The sequence below is a fragment of the Kibdelosporangium banguiense genome (genome assembly GCF_017876405.1).
Lineage (GTDB): Bacteria > Actinomycetota > Actinomycetes > Mycobacteriales > Pseudonocardiaceae > Kibdelosporangium > Kibdelosporangium banguiense.
This window is the reverse complement of the sequence record NZ_JAGINW010000001.1, coordinates 5,898,903-5,917,299: the sequence shown is the minus strand read 5'-3', so window position 1 is coordinate 5,917,299 and position 18,397 is coordinate 5,898,903. Positions and strand designations below refer to the sequence as shown.

Below are 18,397 nucleotides of genomic sequence, written 5' to 3'. Positions count from 1 at the left end.
GCGATGTCGCCTGATCAGTCGCCGCGCCGGCCGGTCACGTGGTGGACAGCCGCTTGCCCAGTTCGGCCGCGACCAGGGGGGCCAACTCCGGGCCGAGCAGGCCGGCCAGCATCTTGGCGATCACGGCCGGATCGGCGCCGCCGGCCGACAGCTTGGTCAGCTCCGCGAGCAGCTGGGCGGTCTGGACGTCGTTGATCTCCCTGATCGCGGCGATCACCTTGGCCTCGTCGTCGGACAGCTCAGCCATCGCCATCTTGATCGTGTTGGCGTGCACGTCCAGGTTGCGGGCGTAGTCGACCAGCGTGAAGCCCTTGCGGCCGTCCAGGAAGCTGGGCCACGCCCTGGTGAGCTGCTCGTGAATCTGCCTGAGCATCAAGTCCTGGTTGGCGTCCAAATCGACCTCCTCGGTGGTGCCCAGGTTCCATGGGCGGGTATCGTCGCAGGCCGGGCTGGCCACAACGCTGAGATGCAGGTGGCTGGTGTGCGGGTTGGGGCCACTGTAGGCACCCCACGAGCCCTGCCAGATCCGTTTGTGCCAGATGATGTACTTGATCCGGTTGTCACCACTGGCAATGAGCCGCTCGGCGAGCCAATGGCAGTCCAGGCCGCCTGCCGGGTCATGGGTGAAGTCCCGGGCGGTGACGATTCCTGGTCCGTACCACGGGTTGTGATCGCTGGTCCGGTTCTGGTGACTGGTGTCCCCAATGGATCCGTCGGAGGCCATGTTGCGCCCTGGTGCGAGCTGGTTCAGTTGACCGAGCAAGGTGTCGAGAGCTCGCGCGACTCGCCATGCCACGGGATTTCCTTTCGCCGCACGGGTTGACCATTGGTGAACTTCGCAGGCATGCCCCCAGTACTCACATTCATGCGCAGACATCCCCCACTGCGTTCAATTCACAGCGTACCGGAAAGCGCATACGAACGGCGGCCAGGTCGCCAATGCCAGTCCCAATGGCCCTGACCCGCACTTTCGCCACAGATGGCCAACTGGACGGAAAGTCGCCGACATCCAGCGTCCACATAGGACTATCCAGAATGGCGGGCCAGGGCGCCTCACAACGGCTGACCAGCGGTTTTCACAATGTGGCTAGTATTCGTCGCGGTAGCGCATCTCTGGGCCTCCTGCCTGCAGTCCGAGCGAGCGCGCCCGGCCTTTCGGCTCTTCCCATTCCTCTTGGCGGCCGAGAGCGGTCACGTCGAGAAAGGCCGTGGTACTTGGCATACCGTCAAGACCGCGTGCGTACGTGGAGTATGTGTGGAAGACACGGTCGCCGTCACGGAGGAATGCGCTCAGGCCCGGGTATTCGCCGTCCGGTTTTGTCGCCTCGTAGTCGTGGTTGAACCGGCTGCCGAAGGATGAGTACCAGGGCGTTGCCCAGCCCATTCGCTGCTTGAACGGGGTGATCTTGGCAAGTGGGGCGAGCGAGACGACCGCGAATGTCGTATTGCGGACGTGCAGGTGGGTAAGGTGCCCGATCTGGTCCAGGAATGCCGAGCAGCTGCGGCAGCCCAGTTCCCATTCGGGGGCGAACATCGCGTGGTAGATCACCAACTGCAGGCGGTCCTCGAACATGTCCAGCAGGGTGAGCTCACCCGACGGCCCCTCGAACCGGTAGTCCTCGGTGACCTCGACCATCGGCAGCCTGCGGCGGTCGGCGTTCAGCACGTCGCGGGCCCGGGTCGCGGCCTTCTCCTTGACCAGCAGTTCCTCGCGGGCCTTGCGCCACTCGTCGCGGGAGACGATCTCAGGAAGACTCATTTTTCGCTCCTTCGGTCCGGCCTTCACCGGGTACTGACCCCGGCTTGGCCCGGAACTCATCGGAGCCGGTCGAGCTGCCGGTCCAGCAGTTGCCTGGTGTGGGCCATGACCTGCTCGTGGCGGGCGCCCTGGTATCCGCGCGGCATGCCTTCGACGATCATGATCAGGAACAGATAGCAGCGGTACATCGCGAGCCGGCGCCGGATGTCCCCGGTGAACTCAAATGGGCCGTAGCCGTCGAAGAAGGCCTGGTCCTGTTCGATGTCGCCGAACAACGCCAGCGAGACGAACTCCGCGACCGGATCGGCCCACATGGCGCGTTCACCGTCGACCAGGCCGCTGATCCGGCCGTCGTGCACCAGGATGTTGCCGTCCCACAGATCGAAATGCACCAGGACCGGGGTCCGCACGGCGTCCAGCAGGTGCTCGTTGGCGTGCACGAGGCCGCGGATCTCAGCGATCGGCAGCGGCGCCTCGTAGCGTTCCGCGTCGGCGAGAATGTCGGCCATCATCGCGGTGAACGCGGCCCGCCAGCCGGGCAGGAGCCGATTCTGCGGATAGCCGAACCCCGGGCCGGTGATTTCGTGCAACGCGGCCACATGCCGTCCGAGTTCGGTCCGCAGCCCGGCCGGTTCAGTGATCGCCGAGCGCTGTCCGAACCAGTTGGCGCCCGGCAGTTCGGTCATCAGCAGGAACTCGTTGCCGGAAATGTGCACGACTTCCGGTACGGGCGCTTTGCCCAGGGCCGCGCGATAGAACTCCGCTTCGGTACGCATCAGGCCGTGTTCGTAGGTCAGCGCAGGCGCTTCCGGGTCAGGCGCGACCTTCAACACGAGACCGGTGCCGTCGGTCAGCTTGATCCGGTAGGCCGTGTTGTAGCTGGCTTCCGTCAGCTCGGACCACTCCCGCACGCCGCCACAGTCCACACCGGACTCGGTCAGCACCCGGCCGAGGTCCTCACGGTCAAGCCGGCGCCGGTATTTGTGCGTGTTCACAGGCTCAGGCGATCAGCCAATTGCCCGGACTCTCCCAGGAGCAATTCGTTCGTTTTGGCGCGCTTGTAGTACAGATGAGCGTCGTGCTCCCACGTGTAGCCGATTCCGCCGTGTACTTCGATGGTCCGTGCGGCGACACGGAACGCGGCCGGGAGAACAAGAGCACGCGCATGTGCGGCCGCGACTGGAAGTTCCTCCAATGCATGGGACGCGGCCCATGCGGCGTGCCGGACCACGGAGTACGCCAGCTCGTAGTCCACATAGGAATTGACGCAGCTGTGCTTCACGGCTTGGTAGGAACCGATGAACCGGCCGAACTGCACGCGAACCTTCGCATACTCCACAGCCATTTCCATCGCACGCGCCAAGATCCCGACCGACTCTGCTGCCAGCGCCACCGCCGCGAGGTCACCAGCGTGCGCAACAGCAGCCGTGTGGTCACCGGCGAGGCGCCGGGCCGGTGTTCCGGCGAAAGTAAGACGGGCGAACCGGCGAGTGGGGTCGTAGCTCACCAACGGGGTCTTGGCGACGTCGGCCAGGTCGACAAGGTAGATGCCGTCATCTGTCTGGACAAGCGCGATATCGGCGCTGGCGCCGTCGAGCACCGGTCCCGTCTGTCCGTCGAGCTTGCCGGACGACACAGTCACGTCTCCGCGGCCGGACACCGCAAGAACCTCACCGGACGCGATCGACGGCAGGAATTCCGCTTTCGCAGAGGTGTCTTCCGTGGCCAGCAAGAGATCCGCGGCGAGCACAGCTGACGACAGGTACGGCGAAGGGACGAGTGCGCGGCCGATTTCCTCAAGAACGATCGAGCGCTCGATCTGGCTCGCGCCGACACCGCCGAACTCCTCGGGAATCGCCAGCGCGGTCAGGCCCAGTTCACCCGCCATCCGGCGCCAGAGGTCGCGGTCGAAGTCCGGGCCGCCGTCGACGACCGTGCGGACCTTGGCCATCGGTGCCTGCTCCTGGAAGAACTTGCGCACCGACGCGCGCAGGTCCTCCTGTTCCTGGTTCAGGACAAGTTGCACGAACGCTCCTCAGCGTTGGGTGCCCACCTTCAGCTCACGGAAGGGCACATCCCGGTCGACCGACGGTTCCTTGGGCAAGCCGAGAATCCGCTCGCCGATGATGTTGCGTTGCACCTCGCTGGTGCCGCCCGCGATCGCGGCGGCGGGCGCCTGGTTCATCCCGACGGCACGTTCGGCCGCCGCTGAATTCTTTGCCTCCCAAGCGATCGCGTCGGTACCCGCGACCGAACCGGCGACCTCCACGGCGTACGCCTGGTTCAGCGCGCCGACAAGCTTGGCCACCGATCCACGCGCGCCGGGCGCGATTCCCGCGTGCGCTTCTTGCCGCAAGCGAGCCGTGAACAGCTGCAATGCGCGTTGGCGGGCATACAGCTCGGCGAGCTGCTGGCGGATCACAGGGTCGCCCTGCACGCCACGATCGCGTGCTGTCGCGGCCAGCACCGAGTACGCCAACGGGTCGGAGCGCCGCACCACCGCGGCACCGATGGACACACGCTCGTGCGACAACATCGTGACCGCGGCGCTCCAGCCCCCGTTCACCTCGCCGATCACCGAGTCCGCGGGCAGCCGGACACCTTCGAAGAAGACCTCGTTGAACGGCGCCCGGCCGGTCATGTCCTTCAGCGGACGCACTGTCACCCCAGGCGCGTGCATGTCCACGATGAACATGGTGAGCCCGCTGTGCTTGGGCACGTCCGGGTTCGTGCGGGCGAGCACGGCGCCGTAGTCGGCCAGGTGCGCGACCGTGGTCCACACCTTCTGACCGTCCAGCACCCACTCATCGCCGTCCCGGACCGCCTTGGTCTGCAGGCTGGCGACGTCAGAACCGGCGCCGGGCTCGGAGAACAGCTGGCACCAGATCTCCTCGCCGCGCACCAGCGGCCGCAGATACCGGGAACGCTGCTGGTCGGTGCCCAGGTCCACAAGCGTCGGCCCGCACATCCCGAGGCCGACGACAAAGATCGCGACCGGCAGGTCGAAAGCCTTGGCCACGTCGTTGAACGCCAGCTGTTCGCGCTGGCCCAGCCCTTGCCCGCCGTACTCGGCCGGCCACGTGATGCCGGCGAACCCGGCATCGTGCAGGGCCGCCTGGAAGCGCTTCGCGGTGGCCACATCCTCCGGCGGGACCGGCGCACCGGTGTGCTCGGTCAGCCATTGCCTGGCCCGGTCCCGGAACTCGGCCAGTTCGTCCTCGGTGACGCCCATCCCCGGAACCTACCTACTGGCAATTAGGTTCACAATGATCGAGCGGGCCTCTTCTGGGCGTCGTAGGCGGCGCGGGCCTGTTCGACCTTGTCCAGGCTGGCGGTCGCCCAGTCGGCGAGGTTGGCGAACAGCGGCGCGAGGCTCAGGCCCAGTTCGCTGATCTCGTACTCCACGCGAGGCGGGACCTCCGCGTGATAGGTGCGCGTGATCAGGCCATCACGTTCGAGCTGGCGCAGCCGCTGGGTCAGCACCTTGGGCGTGATCGCGGTGATGCGGCGTTCCAGTTCAACGAACCGCTGCCGCCCGAACTGGTGCAACACCCACAGGATCGGCGTGGTCCACCGGCTGAAGACGATGTCGACCACCGGCGAGATCGGACAGGCAAGCTCCGGATCAGCTGTGTCACGCACCACAATGCCCTCATTTCCCAATACTTTCCTCTAGGTACCTACTATACGCAGGAAGGTAGCTTCGTCCGGGACAGAGTTCGGGATGCTGTAGAGCTTGCCGCGGTACTCCGAGCCCTTCAGCGGCGCGTCGAAGAATCCGTCCACATCGAACTCCACGGGTGACAGCTCGGTGACCCAGCGGCGGGCCGCGAACTCCGCGTTCCACGGCAGGTCGATGGTGATCACGTCGTAGCTGTCGGATTTGGTCTGGGCCTGCTGGATCAGCTGCTGACGTTGGCCGTCCGCGCCCTCTGGCAGGTCGACGCTCACCACATCGCCGATCCGTCCACTGTAGACGACATGCTTGAGCACCCGTGAGTACCGCGTGTACCGCAGGACGTGGCAGACCGCGAGCATCACGCCGGCGTCCTCGGCCGCGCGGACGATTCGTTCGCAGTCCGCTTCGGACGTCGCCATCGGCTTTTCCAGCAACAGGTGGTAGCCGCGCCGGGCCAGTTCGGCGGCCGGGTCCACATGCGACCGGTCCTGTGTGGCGATCACCGCGATGTCCGCCAGCCGTGGCTTGTCAAGCAGGTCGCGCCAGTCGTCGAACACCGCGTCCGGCGGCACGTCATGCGCGTCCACGAACGCCTTCTGCGCCGCGGGCCGGGGTTCTGCGACCGCGACGACGCGCGCCCCGGCCTTCGTGGCACATGCGGCATACGTCGTCCCGCGGCTGCCCGCGCCGACGATCACCATGGTCACCAAGCGGAGATCCCTCCCGCAGGGATTGTTGACGAAACTTCCTGTGATTGGCCGGCCATGGTCTACCATGGCCCGGGTCTGCGTGCGCACCCCCTGAACTTGCCGCCTCGACCATCGGCCCCGAAGCTGTCCTTCTGGGAGCGGTCCGGCTGACCCTGACCGCGGCCGACGAGGCCCTGCGACAGCAGACCGGAAAAATGTCCCGGACCGATGTCCGGGCGGCGACGGCGGCTTCGACGTCTCTGGCATACGGCAACCAGAGAGGACAACGACCATGAAGTACATGATCATGCTGATGGGGTCGCAGAGGGACTACGACATGCTCACCGGCAAGGCAGGCGACCGGCCCGCCTGGAGCGCCGAGGAGGTCGGCGCGCTGCACGAGTTCATGACGAAGTGGAACAACGACCTGGTCGCGTCCGGTGAGTTCGTGGACGGCCGGGGCCTGAGCGCACCCGTGCACGCCCGGCGCGTGTCGTCGAAGGACGGCGTGCCCGTGGTGACCGACGGGCCGTACCCGGAGACCCAGGAGGTGCTCGCCGGATACACGATCGTCGAGTGCGAGAGCTTCGACCGCGCCACCGAGATCGCCGCACAGCTGGCAGACACTCCGCATCCGGAACACGCCCAGCTGGATCATGACTGGTACGTCGACATCCGGCCGATCGACGAGCAGCCGCCCGTGCCGGAGGTCTGATGACGGGCGAGGTCGAGGGCCTGCTGCGCCGACTGGCGCCGCAGGTCCTCGGCGCGGTGGTCCGGCGGTACGGCCATTTCGACACCGCCGAGGACGCGGTCCAGGAAGCCCTGCTCGCCGCCGCCACCCAGTGGCCCGCGGACATGCCGCAGAACCCCCTGGGCTGGTTGATCACCGTCGCCGCACGCCGCCTGACCGACTTGTTGCGCAACGAGCAGGCCCGTCAACGCCGAGAGGACACGGTCGCCCAGCGCACCTTGCCCGAGCAGTGGCTCGCCCCTGCCGCCGACCGGCCGCCTTCGGACTCCGACGACACGCTGATCCTGCTGTTCATGTGCTGTCATCCGTCGTTGTCCGCGGCGTCCCAGATCGCGCTCACCCTGCGCGCTGTCGGCGGCCTGACCACAGCGGAGATCGCGCGGGCTTTCCTCGTCCCCGAAGCCACCATGGCCCGCCGGATCACGCGGGCGAAGCAGAGCGTCAAGGACAGCGGCATCCCGTTCGCCATCCCGCAAGGCCCCGCCCGTGACGAACGGCTCGGCGCTGTCCTGCACGTGCTGTACCTGATCTTCAACGAGGGCTACGCGACAACGTCCGGCCCGGATCTGCAGCGAGCCGACCTGGCGAGCGAGGCCATCCGGCTGACTCGCCTGGTCCACGCCCTGTTGAGCGACAACAACGAGGTCACCGGCCTGCTGGCGTTGATGCTGCTCACCGACGCGCGCCGACCGGCCCGCACCGCACCCGACGGCGGCCTGATCCTGCTGGCCGACCAGGACCGGACGCGGTGGGACCAGTCGTTGATCGCCGAAGGCGTAGCCCTGGTGAGTGAAGTCCTTCCCCAGCGCGATGTCGGCCCTTACCAGCTGCAGGCCGCGATCGCCGCCGTCCACGACGAGGCCGCCACCGACGCCGACACGGACTGGCCACAAATCGTTGCCCTGTACGAAGTCCTGCTCCAGATCACCGACAACCCGATGACAGCGCTGAACCACGTCGTCGCGGTGGCAATGGCCGAGGGCGCGACCGTGGGCCTGGCCCGGCTCGACGGACTCGCCGATGACGACCGGATCGCCGACCACCACAGATTCCACGCCGTCAAAGCCCACCTCCTGGAGATGTCCGGCGCCACGGATCCGGCACGCGCGAGCTACCAGGCCGCCGCCGGCCGGACCAGCAGCCTGCCCCTTCAGCGCTACTTGCACAGCAAGGCAAACGCCTTGGCGGACTAGGCCTTTCCCGAGCCGTTGCCCGGCATTCCCCTCAGCCGCATCCGGATGTCCTCGGCATGCGGGTCCTCCAGCTGTTCGTACAACGCGAGTGCCGCATTCCACGAATCCGTGGCCGAATCCTCGTCGTCCATTGTGTTCAGGATGTCGCCACGACGAGTCAGCGAATCGGCTTCGCCCCAACGATCCACCGCCTCGCGACGGACCACAAGGGACTTCTCGACGTATTCCAGCGCCTTCGCCGGATCACCCAGTGCGGCATACACGTCGGCGACTTTCACCAGTTTGCGACCCTGGCCGTAGAGATCGTCGATCTCCTCGCACATGCGCAACGCCTTCTCCGCCGTGGCAAGCGCTTCGGGCAACTGTACCGACTCACGGTAGACGTCGCTCATCGCGACCAGGGCCGCGGCCTGTCCTTCCACATCACCCAGCTGGAAGAACAGTCGCAAGGCCTCCTGCGCGTACGAGTCGGCCCGGCGCATCTGGCCGCGGTCGATCGCCATCGCGGCAAGGCCTTCGAGAATCCAGGCCTGACCGTGCCGGTCCCCTGTTTCCTGCCGGATCGCCATCGCGTCGGTGTACAGCCGCTCACACCGGTCGTAATCGCGAAGCCATCGGCAGGCCACGGCCAGGTTCGTTCCGATCCATCCTTTGGCGGGCCGGTCGTCGGCGGCGTCGTACGCGAGTTCGTGGGTGGCCGTCCACACACCCCATGGCTTACGCAGCAACAAATAGTCGAACAGAGCGACAGCCAGGCGCCAGACTGTTCCCCGCAGTCCGTGATCAGCGGCCAGCCGGCTCACCGGCACGAAGTTCAGCAGTTCGGCGTCACACCAGCGGAACGCTTTCACCGGATCGTCGAACACCATCGGCGTGACTCGGGCGGCGATCGGCTCGAGTTCGAGAACGTGCAGACGGAATGGCGCCAAAGTCTCGTTCGCGTTCACCGCGGTGTGCAGATACCAGTCGGTCAGCCGTGACACGGCGGCCAGCCGGTCGGCATCGGTATCCTCAGCCTGCCCGCATTGCAAGCCGTACAACCGAAGCAAGTCGTGCGTCCGGTATCGGTCGCGGCTCACCTGGTCCAGAAGGTGCATGCCCGCCAACGTCTTGAGCAACGCATTGGCCTCGGCGGTGCCGACGCCTGCCGACGCGGCAGCAGCCGCGACACAGACATGCGGTCCGGGATGCAGGCTCACCAGCCGGAACATCCGTGCGGTCGCCTCGTCCAGACTGCGATACGACCATGAGAACACCGTCATCACCGCGACTGTGTCGTCGACGGAAAGCATTTCCAGCGGCTGGCTTTCGGCGGCGAGTTCCTGTGCGAGCGCGCTGACCGGCAGGTCCGGCTGATTGTTCACCCGCTCGGCCGCGATCCGCAGCGCCAAGGGCAGATACGCGCACTGGCGAGCCAGTTCGGCCAGCGCCTCTGCCTGACCCGCGGCCCGGTCGCCACCGATGACAGCACTGATCAGGCTGGCCGATTCGACACTGCTCAACGGCCCCAACGGGACCCGGACGGAGTTCGTCCGCACGGCCAGCCCGGACAGCCGGTTGCGGCTGGTGACGATCACCGCGCAGCCCGCACCGCCCGGAAGCAGGTGCTCGACCTGCTTGGAGTTCAGGGCGTTGTCGAGCACCACCAGCACTCGCCGGTTGGCGAGCACCGACCGGAACAACGCGGCCTTGCGGTCCAGCCGCCCAGCAATCTCGTCGGCCGGAACACCCAGCGCGCCCAGGAACTCCTCGAGTGACTGCTCGGGCGACACGGGAATTCCGTTGCCGGCGAACCCGTTCAGGTCGATGTACAGGTGACCGTCGGGATAACGACCGGCGATGTCGTTGGCCAGCCGTAGCGCCAACGCGGTCTTGCCCACGCCAGGCGGGCCCTCGATCGTGACGACCCGCAATGTGCCAGGGTCGCCGTCCACTCCCAACGCCTCGCCGAGCGCGCGTAACTCGCCAGCCCGCCCCACGAAACTCGCGGTGGTGGCGGGCAACTGGGCGGGCCTCAGCGACCGCACGGCCGCCAATGCGATCAGTTCACCGTCGGCTTCCAGGACCTCGTCGCACCGCCGGGCCAGGTCGGCCGATGGCGGCGCGCCGTTCTTGACCTTGCTCAGCCAGCCGGGTGTGTAGCCGGTCAGCTTCGCGAGTTTGCGCCAGGACAGGTCGCGCTGGGCCAGCAGATGCTCCAGTTCACGGCTGAATGCCGAGGTCACCGGGCACTCGCCAGGAGTTCGGTGAGTGCCTCGTCGAGCGCGGCCGCTGGGTCGCCGTCGGGCTGTTTCACCCAGTCGAGCAGCACGCCCAACGCCACCCCGATGGCCGCGTCGACGAGTACGCCCTTGCCTGGAGCACGGCTGGTCATCTGGTCCCGGATCATCTTCCGCCCGGTGACGATCATGCCGAGGTTGGCCGACCACAGCTCCGGAATCGTGACCATCAGCAGGTCACGCTCGTATCGCGCGGCCCGCTCCTCGTCGGTGAGACCACCGAAGGCCACCCGCAGCGCGTCCCGGAGCGCTTCGACCGGGTGCGTCGTGCCCGGCTGGGCGGCCAGAGCCGCCGCGATGGTCTCGGCCAGTGAGTAGTAGTCGTCCAGGACGGCCAGGTCTTCCTTGGTGGCGAAGTAACGGAAGACCGTACTCGGCGCGACCTCGGCGGCTTCGGCGATCTGATCGACGGTCGTGGCCTGATAGCCCTGCTCGCGGAACAGCCGCAGGGCGTGCTGCTGGATGGCGGTCCTGGTCCTGGCCTTCTTGCGTTCCCGCAGGCCGGCCGCTTGTCTCTGCACGCAACCAGGATAGCCTTTGACAGTCCACTCTCAAATCGGAGTAGACTCTCAAAATATGACGAACCCAGTTCAGCTGCCCACCGAACGTGACCCTCGTTGCCCCTTCGATCCACCTGCGGAACTCCGCCGGATACAGGCTGAGCAGCCCGCGACCCCACTGGCCTTCCCGGACGGCCATGTCGGCTGGCTGGTCACCAGCCACGCCGCCGCCCGAACCGTGCTGACCGATCCCCGGTTCAGCACCCGCCCCGACCTCAAACACCCGGTCTTCGCCGCCGCGCCCAGGCCAAGCGGCATGCACGAGCCCGCGGCGCCAGGCTGGTTCGTCCACATGGACCCGCCTGAGCACACCCGCTACCGGCGGCTGCTCACCGGGCAGTTCACCGTCCGCCGGATCAAGGCACTTGAGCCCCGGATCGCCGAGATCACCCGACAGCGCCTGAAGGCCATGGCCACAATGGACCCGCCGGTCGATCTTGTGCGGGAGTTCGCGCTGCCGATCCCCTCACTGGTCATCTGCGAGCTGCTCGGCGTGCCGTATGACGATCACGAGTTCTTCCAGCGCCAGACCACGATGATGGCGAGCGTCGAGAACACACAGGACGAGTTCATGGCCGCGTTCGGCGCGCTGGCGGGCTATCTCGGCGAACTGGTGGTGCACAAGCGCTCCCAGCCGGGCGACGACCTGCTGAGCGGACTGATCGCCCAGGGCGGTTTGAGCGACGAGGAGCTCACCAATATCGCCGTGATCCTGCTGATCGCCGGGCACGAGACGACCGCGAACATGATCGCGCTCGGTACTTTCGCACTGCTGCGGCACGGCTGGACACCAGCGGCTCTGGCCGACGATGCCGCGGTTGAGGAATTGCTGCGCCACCTGTCGATCGTCCATCTTGGAGTACCCAGCCGAGTGGCCATTGAGGACGTCGACCTGGAAGGTGTTCTGGTTCACAAAGGAGAGACGGTGGTGATCTCGCTGCCGGCCGTCAACCGGGATCCGGAGTTCTTCCATGAGCCGGACGCATTGATCCTCGATCGGCCGGACGCGCGCCGGCATCTGGCTTTCGGCGGCGGTGTCCACCAGTGTCTGGGCCAGCAACTGGCCCGCGTCGAGCTCCGGATCGCCTGTCGGGCGTTGTTGGAAATGTTCCCCACGCTGCGCATCCGTGTCCCAAGTGAACAGATCCGGCTGCGTGAGAAAACCGCCGCCTACGGCGTATGGGAGCTACCGGTCACATGGGACGCTCAACGGTGAGCTCGCGCATAGTTTGAAGAAAACCACCCATCGGGCTGGCGTCGCGCGACCCGGCTGTGGTCTCATCGCCGTGATCGTTCTTGCTTATGTCGCCAGGAGAAACCCGTCATGCGGCGCATTGCCCTGTCCTGTGTCCTTGCCTTCATGCTCTCGAGTTGTTCCGCCCTGGGCGGTTCCAGCGAATCGAGTCAGTCCTCTTCGGGCGGTCTCGAGCAAACCAAGGTGACAGTCGGCACATTGCCCATTGTGGACACCGTTCCGCTGGCGATCGCCCAGGAAAAGGGCTATTTCAAACAAGAGGGTCTCGAAGTCGAGGTGAAGTCGCTGCCGGGTGGCGCGGCGGCGGTGCCCGGCCTGGCCAACGGCGAGCTGCAGTTCGCGTTCGGCAACTATGTGTCGTTCTTCACCGCACAGGCCAAGGGGGTGCTCGACATCAAGCTGGTGGCCGACGCCTACCAGGCCACCCAGGGCATGTTCCTGATCATGACGGGCAAGGGTTCCGAGGTCGGCAAGCCGCTCGGCCTGGCGGGCAAGAAGATCGCCATCAACACCAAGTCGAACATCGTGGAGCTGACCGCACGTTCCAGCCTCGAGGCGGCCGGCGTCGACCCGAAGACGGTCACCTTCACCGAGATCCCGTTCCCGGACATGCAGGCCGCCCTTGAGCGCAACAACGTCGACGCGGCCTTCATGGTCGAGCCGTACATCACCCAGTCGGAGCGTTCCGCCGGGATGGTGCCGGTGCTGGACGCCGCGACCGGCGCGACCCAGGACGTGCCGATCGCCGCCTGGGCCACCAGCGCCAAGTTCGCCCAGGCCAGCCCGAAGACCACCGCCGCGTTCCAGCGCGCGATCGTCAAGGGCCAGCGCGACGCGGCCGACCGGCGGCTGGTCGAGCAGACCGTCCCGACCTACGCCAAGGTCGACAAGGACACCGCCAGCCTGATGAACCTCGGCAGCTGGCCGACTTCGCTCAGTGCGGTCCGGATGCAGCGCGTGATCGACCTGATGAAGAAGTACGGCGTGCTCGACAAGCCGATCGACCCGGCGGCGATGATCTTCGCCGGCCCGGCTCCGTTCTGATTGGACCCGTCTTCGCGCTGGCCGGAGTCACAAAGCGGCAACGAGAGGCGATCATCCGACCACTAGGTCGGCCTGTCGTCGCGGAGTACGTTGTGTGTTCTTGACGGCCGGGTTCACCACTGTTGACACAAGTTCATAGGGTCGTCAAGATACTGTCGAATCAGGGGCCTAGGGAATCGAGGTCAGTGATGACGGCTGTTTCTCGGCGACAGATGCTGGGCCTGCTGGGCGCGGCCGGCACGTTGACAGTGCTTCCCGGTTGCGGCAGCAGTCTCGGCGGGGGCAGCGGGGATTCCGGCGGCGCGGAGAAGACCGTCAAAGTCGGCCTGGTGATCCCCCAGTCAGGCACCTACGCGGCCCTCGGCACCGACATGAAGCGCGGCTGGGATCTCTGGCTGGAGCGCAACGGCGGCAAATTAGGCGGCTATTCGGTAACGACGGTCACCGCCGACGAGGGCGAAACGCCACAGACCGGTGTTCCGGCAGTACAGAAAGTGCTGCAGTCCGACGGTGTGAACGTGGTCGTGGGAATCGTGAACTCGGCGACGGCACTGGGATGCGCACCGCTTGTCGCCGAGGCGAAGAAGCTCCTTCTGGTGGCGAACGCGGGCGCGGCGGCGGTCACGGACCCGGCGAAGCCCAGCCCGTACGTGTGGCGAACCTCGTTCCAGAACGCCCAAGTGGCGTCGGTGCTCGGCACATACCTCGGCAAGGAGCGCAAGCAGGAAGGCGTTTACGTCATCGCGCCCGACTACGCGGCGGGTACCGAGGTCGTGAACGGCTTCACCAAAGCGATCCAGGCGGCCGGCGGGACGGTGATCGGCAGCGCCAAGCCACCGTTCGCCACGACCACCGACTACCAGCCGTTCCTGTCGACGATCCGTTCGTCCGGCGCGAAGGCCACGTTCTGCTTCTTCTCCGGCGCCGAGGCGATCGCGTTCGTCAAGCAGTACAAGCAGTTCGGGCTCGCCGGCTCGATCCCCCTCTACGGCTCGGGCTTTCTGACCGAGGGCAAAGTGCTTACCGCACAAGGCGACGCGGCGCTGGGTGTGCAGACTTCGTTGCACTACAGCGATCAGCTGGACAACCCCGCAAACCGCGCGTTCGTCGACGCGTACAAGGCCAAGCACAACGAATCACCGAGTGTGTTCTCGGTCCAGGCCTGGGACTCCGCGAACGTGCTGAGCCGGGCGCTGAAGGCAGCCAACGCGGTCGACGGCGACGCGCTGGGCAAGGCACTGGGCGGCGTAGGCTCCATTGAGGACAGTCCGCGTGGCCCATGGACGTTCGAGGGGCAGAACCCCAAACAGAAGATGTACCTGCGAACCGTGGAGAACAAGGGCGGCACGCTGGTCAACGCGATCACGGCCGATCTCGGCGTCACCGGCCAGTTCAGCTGATCATGGGCGCGTGGCTGGACGCCAACCTGGTCGGTGTCGTCAACGGGTTCGCCATCGGGTTCCTGCTGTTCATCGTCGCGGTCGGGCTGTCGCTGGTGTTCGGCATGATGGACGTGCTCAACCTCGCGCACGGTGCGATCTTCCTGATCGGTGCGTACGTCGGCGCGGCACTGATCGGCGGTGACGCGACCTGGGGCAGTTTCCTCGGTGCGCTGGGGCTGGCCGCCGTGCTCGGGCTGGCGGGCGGCGGCCTGTTGTCGGCGATGACCGAACCGCTGCGCAAACGCTCACACCTCGATCAGGCGTTGCTCACTCTTGGCGTCACGCTGGTCGTCGCCGAACTGCTGGTGATGGTGTACGGCGACGACCCGTTGGCCGTCGGCGCGCCGCCAGGGCTGGACGACTCGGTTCCGATACTCGGTGCCGCGTACCCGACCTATCGCTTGGTCCTGATCGGGATCGGCGCGGTCCTCGCGGTGATCGTCTACGTCACCGTGGAGCGAACGTCGATCGGTGCGCTGATCAGGGCGACGGTCGCCGACCGCGACATGGTGGCCGTACTGGGTGTGGACAATCGCTTGGTTCGGGTCGGGGTGTTCGCGTTCGGCTCGATGCTGGCCGCGGTCGCCGGTGTCCTGGGTGGACCGATTTACGGCGCCCGCCCGGGACTCGACTCGACCGTGCTGATCCTGGCCCTGGTCGTGGTGGTGATCGGCGGACTCGGGTCGGTTCGCGGGGCGCTGCTCGGCGCGCTGGTGATCGGCCAGATCGACTCGCTCGGCCGGGCCCTGTTCCCGGACGGCGCGTCGTTCATCTTGTTCGGGGCACTGGCTTTGGTGCTGGTACTGCGACCCCAGGGACTGTTCGGCGGCCGGACGGGGGCACGGTCATGAGTGTGGCTCTGGAGCCCAAACGCTTGCTTGTGCCAGGCGCCACCACGCTGGCCGTGGTGGTTCTGGCCTTGGCGCCGCTGTTCCTGGCGCCGCTGTTCCTGGCGCCGTTCGCGATGAACACGCTGAGCCGGATCCTGGTGTTCGGGTTGCTGGCGGTGAGCCTGGATCTGCTGGTCGGGGTGTCCGGTCTGCCTTCGTTGGGGCATGCGGCCTACTTCGGTGTCGGGGCGTATGCCGCGGGATGGGTCTCGATCAACGTCACCAGTGCGATCCCGGTGCCCTTGATCGTCGGAGCCGTCGCGGGCGCGATCGGGGCTGCGGCAACGGGATGGATCACGGTCCGCGCGCATGGCGTGTTCTTCCTGATGCTCACGCTGGCCATCGGCGAGCTCCTGCACCAGCTCGCGCAGACCTGGGAGACAGCGACCGGCGGGGCCAACGGCATGGCCGGCATCCCGCCCGCCCGCGTCGGCGGAGAACCTTTGCTGTTCGCGGGTCTTGTCTACTGGTACATCCTCGCCGCGTTCATCCTGGGATTCATGATCGTGTGGATCGTCAGCCGGTCGCCGTTCGGTGCCGCGCTGAAAGGCATTCGTGACAACGAACCCAGGATGCGAGCGCTCGGATACCCCACGCGTGTCTACAAGTACGGCGTGTTCGTGCTCGCCGGGTCGATCGCCGGAATGGCCGGGGCGTTGCTGGCCGCCCAGCAACGACTCGTCACTCCGGCCGATCTCGGGTTCGCGACGGCCGCGCTGGCACTGCTCGCGGTGATCATCGGCGGCGCGGGCAGCCTGTGGGGCCCGGTCATCGGAGCCGCCGTGGTGATCATCGTCCGGGACGCGATCGGACCCAGCCTTGACGGGCACGGCGCGTTGCTGCTGGGTTTGGTCTTCATCGCTGTGGTGTACGGCCTGCCGCGCGGCACCGCCGGGATCGTACGGAGGCGACGATGACAGACGTGTTGCGGTGTCAGGGTTTGTCTCGTAGCTTCGGTGCGTTGAAAGCCGTGAACGACGTCAGCCTGACCGTGATTCCGGGAGCCCGGCACGCGTTGATCGGACCGAACGGCGCGGGAAAGAGCACACTGTTCAAGCTGATCACCGGTCTGCTGCGCAGTGACGGCGGGACCGTCTCGCTGACCGGCCAGGACATCACCGGTTTATCCGAAGTACGGCGCTGCCGTTTGGGCATCAGCCAGACACTGCAGCACGCGAGCCTGTTCCCGACCATGACCGTGGCCGAGAACGTTGTCCTTGCCGTGCAACGACATGACGGCCGCATCTCACTGCTTCCCCGCCGCCAGAAGGCCGTACACGACCGAGCCGAGGACCTGCTCACACAGGTCGGCCTCAAGGGGCGCGGGAACGTCACCGTCAGCGCACTGTCCCACGGCGAGCGCAAACAGCTCGAGGTCGCCTTGGCTCTGGCGTGCAATCCCAAGCTGCTGCTGCTCGACGAACCGGCGGCCGGGATGTCGGCGGCCGAACGAGGCCGGCTCGCCGAGCTGGTCAACGAGTTGCCGGCCGACGTCGCCGTGCTGTTCGTCGAGCACGACTTGGACCTGGTCTTCGAACTCGCGGACACCGTGACCGTGCTGAACCTCGGCCAGGTCCTGCTCTCCGGCGACCCTGACCAGGTCAGGGCAAGCTCCGAGGTCCGCAAGGCCTACCTCGGTGCAGGCAGCCGAAAGGAGCTGTTCCGTTGACCCCGCTGCTGCAGGTCTCCCAGCTACGCTCCGGCTACGCGGGCAGCACAGTGCTGGACGGCGTCGACCTGACCCTGGAGCCGGGCTCAATCCTGGGTTTGCTGGGCCGCAACGGCGTCGGCAAATCCACCCTGATCATGACCCTCATGGGCCTGGTTCCCACCACATCCGGCACAGTCCTGCTGGACGGTGTGATGTTGCCGGCCCGCCCCCACAAGATCGCCCGTGCCGGCGTCGCCCTTGTCCCCCAAGGCAGACGCGTCTGGGCCCCACTGACCGTGGGCGAACACCTGAAACTCGCCACCCGCCACGCCCACCCCGGCACCTGGACAGCCGACTCCGTGCTGGATCTCCTCCCCCGCCTACGAGAGCGCCTCCGCCAACCAGCCGGCTCACTCTCCGGCGGCGAACAGCAAATGCTCGCCATAGCCCGCGCCCTGGTCACCAACCCCCGGCTGGTCCTGCTGGACGAACCATCAGACGGCCTGGCGCCGGCCATCATCGAGTCCATCATGGACGTGATCCGCCAAATGCAAACCGAAGGCGCCGCGGTACTCCTGGTCGAACAGGACCTGCACCTGGCATTCGAAGTGTCGGACGAGATCGCAGTCCTGGACCGCGGCATCATCGTCCACCGAACAGACACCGAATCCTTCCGCGGCGACCCCGACACAGCCCACAGATTGCTGGGCGTCGCCTGAGAGACCCCGGATGCGCGCAGCCTTCTCCGCATCAACAATCCCCCAAGGGGATCCCTTGACGAGTGTTCGACGGAGCTGTACTTCCAGCCCTCCTGCTGAGCTGCAGTCACCTGTTGTCTTGCCGCCCAGCGAGTACATCGGGTAGGAAGGTGTGCGCCGACAACCCGGATGGGCATTTCCGCCCGAGCCAGGAAGTTGACAAGGGATGGCACCAGTTCATCCTGAACACCGTCGACTACGCGGAGTTCTGCGAGCGGGTTGCTGGCCGCTTTCTCCACCATGTACCGGACGAGTTCACACCACCGCGCGCTGACCTTGCCAGCACGGTGGCCGTGCTGGCACCTACGGTGGCAGCGTTGAGGGAAGCTGGGTTCGATGTGGATCCTGAGTTGTGGGCGACGGGTTCGGTCCGGTGCTCCCAATGCCACTCGGGGTGCACCAACTGCGGGCAGGGCGAAGACCCGCACTGCTGACCAGGGAGAG

Annotated in this window: 19 protein-coding genes; 10 read left to right on the top strand and 9 right to left on the bottom strand. The window is 66.5% G+C overall.

The genetic code is table 11. From position 1 onward, the window contains the following. Nucleotides 1–34: 34 nt before the first annotated feature. The 7 genes from JOF56_RS27870 to JOF56_RS27840 form a co-directional block, all read right to left on the bottom strand. Nucleotides 35–796: a hypothetical protein gene (locus JOF56_RS27870; protein ID WP_209642454.1), complete on the bottom strand. Its 762-nt coding sequence runs from the start codon at nt 794–796 to the stop codon at nt 35–37. Between the two features lie 291 nt (nt 797–1,087). Beyond that, nucleotides 1,088–1,759, bottom strand: coding sequence for a DUF899 domain-containing protein (locus tag JOF56_RS27865; RefSeq protein ID WP_209642453.1), 672 nt, complete (start codon nt 1,757–1,759; stop codon nt 1,088–1,090). A 56-nt stretch (nt 1,760–1,815) separates the two neighbouring features. Continuing rightward, nucleotides 1,816–2,754, bottom strand: coding sequence for a phosphotransferase family protein (locus JOF56_RS27860; RefSeq protein ID WP_209642452.1), 939 nt, complete (start codon nt 2,752–2,754; stop codon nt 1,816–1,818). Continuing rightward, nucleotides 2,751–3,785 carry an acyl-CoA dehydrogenase family protein gene (locus JOF56_RS27855; protein ID WP_209642451.1) on the bottom strand — a complete coding sequence of 345 codons (1,035 nt, stop codon included), beginning with the start codon at nt 3,783–3,785 and terminating at the stop codon, nt 2,751–2,753. The genes JOF56_RS27860 and JOF56_RS27855 overlap by 4 nt, the downstream gene beginning before the upstream one ends. Nucleotides 3,786–3,794: 9 nt before the next feature. Further along, nucleotides 3,795–4,991, bottom strand: coding sequence for an acyl-CoA dehydrogenase family protein (locus tag JOF56_RS27850; protein ID WP_245378427.1), 1,197 nt, complete (start codon nt 4,989–4,991; stop codon nt 3,795–3,797). 29 nt (nt 4,992–5,020) lie between these two features. Beyond that, nucleotides 5,021–5,401 carry a winged helix-turn-helix transcriptional regulator gene (locus JOF56_RS27845; protein ID WP_307855284.1) on the bottom strand — a complete coding sequence of 127 codons (381 nt, stop codon included), beginning with the start codon at nt 5,399–5,401 and terminating at the stop codon, nt 5,021–5,023. A 30-nt stretch (nt 5,402–5,431) separates the two neighbouring features. Further along, nucleotides 5,432–6,139: a Gfo/Idh/MocA family protein gene (locus JOF56_RS27840; protein ID WP_245380137.1), complete on the bottom strand. Its 708-nt coding sequence runs from the start codon at nt 6,137–6,139 to the stop codon at nt 5,432–5,434. 280 nt (nt 6,140–6,419) lie between these two features. Here JOF56_RS27840 and JOF56_RS27835 point away from each other — a divergent pair, with 280 nt between their 5' ends. After that, nucleotides 6,420–6,842, top strand: coding sequence for a YciI family protein (locus JOF56_RS27835; protein ID WP_209642449.1), 423 nt, complete (start codon nt 6,420–6,422; stop codon nt 6,840–6,842). Continuing rightward, complete coding sequence (locus tag JOF56_RS27830; protein ID WP_209642448.1) at nt 6,842–8,074, top strand: RNA polymerase sigma factor; 1,233 nt, start codon at nt 6,842–6,844, stop codon at nt 8,072–8,074. Before JOF56_RS27835 ends, JOF56_RS27830 begins: the two co-directional genes overlap by 1 nt. Here the strand turns inward: JOF56_RS27830 and JOF56_RS27825 are convergent. Next, the gene (locus JOF56_RS27825) at nt 8,071–10,299 is read right to left on the bottom strand and encodes a helix-turn-helix domain-containing protein (protein WP_209642447.1); all 2,229 of its coding nucleotides are present in this window, start codon (nt 10,297–10,299) and stop codon (nt 8,071–8,073) included. The genes JOF56_RS27830 and JOF56_RS27825 overlap by 4 nt on opposite strands. Beyond that, nucleotides 10,296–10,874 carry a TetR/AcrR family transcriptional regulator gene (locus JOF56_RS27820; RefSeq protein WP_209642446.1) on the bottom strand — a complete coding sequence of 193 codons (579 nt, stop codon included), beginning with the start codon at nt 10,872–10,874 and terminating at the stop codon, nt 10,296–10,298. The genes JOF56_RS27825 and JOF56_RS27820 overlap by 4 nt, the downstream gene beginning before the upstream one ends. A 55-nt stretch (nt 10,875–10,929) precedes the next feature. On the opposite strand from JOF56_RS27820, the gene JOF56_RS27815 reads away from it, so the two are divergent. From JOF56_RS27815 to JOF56_RS61165, 8 genes are all read left to right on the top strand, one after another. Beyond that, nucleotides 10,930–12,129, top strand: a complete 1,200-nt coding sequence (locus JOF56_RS27815) for a cytochrome P450 (protein ID WP_209642445.1) — start codon at nt 10,930–10,932, stop codon at nt 12,127–12,129. Nucleotides 12,130–12,237: 108 nt separating this feature from the next. Continuing rightward, nucleotides 12,238–13,212 carry an ABC transporter substrate-binding protein gene (locus tag JOF56_RS27810; protein WP_209642444.1) on the top strand — a complete coding sequence of 325 codons (975 nt, stop codon included), beginning with the start codon at nt 12,238–12,240 and terminating at the stop codon, nt 13,210–13,212. A 188-nt stretch (nt 13,213–13,400) separates the two neighbouring features. Next, nucleotides 13,401–14,612, top strand: coding sequence for an ABC transporter substrate-binding protein (locus tag JOF56_RS27805; RefSeq protein WP_209642443.1), 1,212 nt, complete (start codon nt 13,401–13,403; stop codon nt 14,610–14,612). A gap of 2 nt (nt 14,613–14,614) precedes the next feature. Then, entirely contained in the window at nt 14,615–15,505 is an 891-nt protein-coding gene (locus JOF56_RS27800; RefSeq protein ID WP_209642442.1) for a branched-chain amino acid ABC transporter permease, read from the top strand. Further along, the gene (locus tag JOF56_RS27795; RefSeq protein ID WP_209642441.1) at nt 15,502–16,461 is read left to right on the top strand and encodes a branched-chain amino acid ABC transporter permease; all 960 of its coding nucleotides are present in this window, start codon (nt 15,502–15,504) and stop codon (nt 16,459–16,461) included. The genes JOF56_RS27800 and JOF56_RS27795 overlap by 4 nt, the downstream gene beginning before the upstream one ends. Beyond that, the gene (locus JOF56_RS27790) at nt 16,458–17,213 is read left to right on the top strand and encodes an ABC transporter ATP-binding protein (protein ID WP_209642440.1); all 756 of its coding nucleotides are present in this window, start codon (nt 16,458–16,460) and stop codon (nt 17,211–17,213) included. Before JOF56_RS27795 ends, JOF56_RS27790 begins: the two co-directional genes overlap by 4 nt. After that, a complete protein-coding gene (locus tag JOF56_RS27785) occupies nt 17,210–17,914 on the top strand; it encodes an ABC transporter ATP-binding protein (RefSeq protein WP_209642439.1) in 705 nt (234 codons plus the stop codon). The genes JOF56_RS27790 and JOF56_RS27785 overlap by 4 nt, the downstream gene beginning before the upstream one ends. Nucleotides 17,915–17,976: 62 nt before the next feature. Further along, nucleotides 17,977–18,387: a glycine-rich domain-containing protein gene (locus tag JOF56_RS61165; RefSeq protein ID WP_504739842.1), complete on the top strand. Its 411-nt coding sequence runs from the start codon at nt 17,977–17,979 to the stop codon at nt 18,385–18,387. Nucleotides 18,388–18,397: the final 10 nt, after the last annotated feature.

Bases quoted from the DNA above. Each gene is read 5' to 3' on its own strand.
- JOF56_RS27850 (WP_245378427.1), bottom strand. From the start codon at position 4,991: ATGGGCGTCACCGAGGACGAACTGGCCGAGTTCCGGGACCGGGCCAGG.
- JOF56_RS27810 (WP_209642444.1), top strand. From the start codon at position 12,238: ATGCGGCGCATTGCCCTGTCCTGTGTCCTTGCCTTCATGCTCTCGAGT.
- JOF56_RS27830 (WP_209642448.1), top strand. From the start codon at position 6,842: ATGACGGGCGAGGTCGAGGGCCTGCTGCGCCGACTGGCGCCGCAGGTC.
- JOF56_RS27865 (WP_209642453.1), bottom strand. From the start codon at position 1,759: ATGAGTCTTCCTGAGATCGTCTCCCGCGACGAGTGGCGCAAGGCCCGC.
- JOF56_RS27815 (WP_209642445.1), top strand. From the start codon at position 10,930: ATGACGAACCCAGTTCAGCTGCCCACCGAACGTGACCCTCGTTGCCCC.
- JOF56_RS27795 (WP_209642441.1), top strand. From the start codon at position 15,502: ATGAGTGTGGCTCTGGAGCCCAAACGCTTGCTTGTGCCAGGCGCCACC.
- JOF56_RS27790 (WP_209642440.1), top strand. From the start codon at position 16,458: ATGACAGACGTGTTGCGGTGTCAGGGTTTGTCTCGTAGCTTCGGTGCG.
- JOF56_RS27805 (WP_209642443.1), top strand. From the start codon at position 13,401: ATGACGGCTGTTTCTCGGCGACAGATGCTGGGCCTGCTGGGCGCGGCC.
- JOF56_RS27840 (WP_245380137.1), bottom strand. From the start codon at position 6,139: ATGGTGATCGTCGGCGCGGGCAGCCGCGGGACGACGTATGCCGCATGT.
- JOF56_RS27835 (WP_209642449.1), top strand. From the start codon at position 6,420: ATGAAGTACATGATCATGCTGATGGGGTCGCAGAGGGACTACGACATG.
- JOF56_RS27800 (WP_209642442.1), top strand. From the start codon at position 14,615: ATGGGCGCGTGGCTGGACGCCAACCTGGTCGGTGTCGTCAACGGGTTC.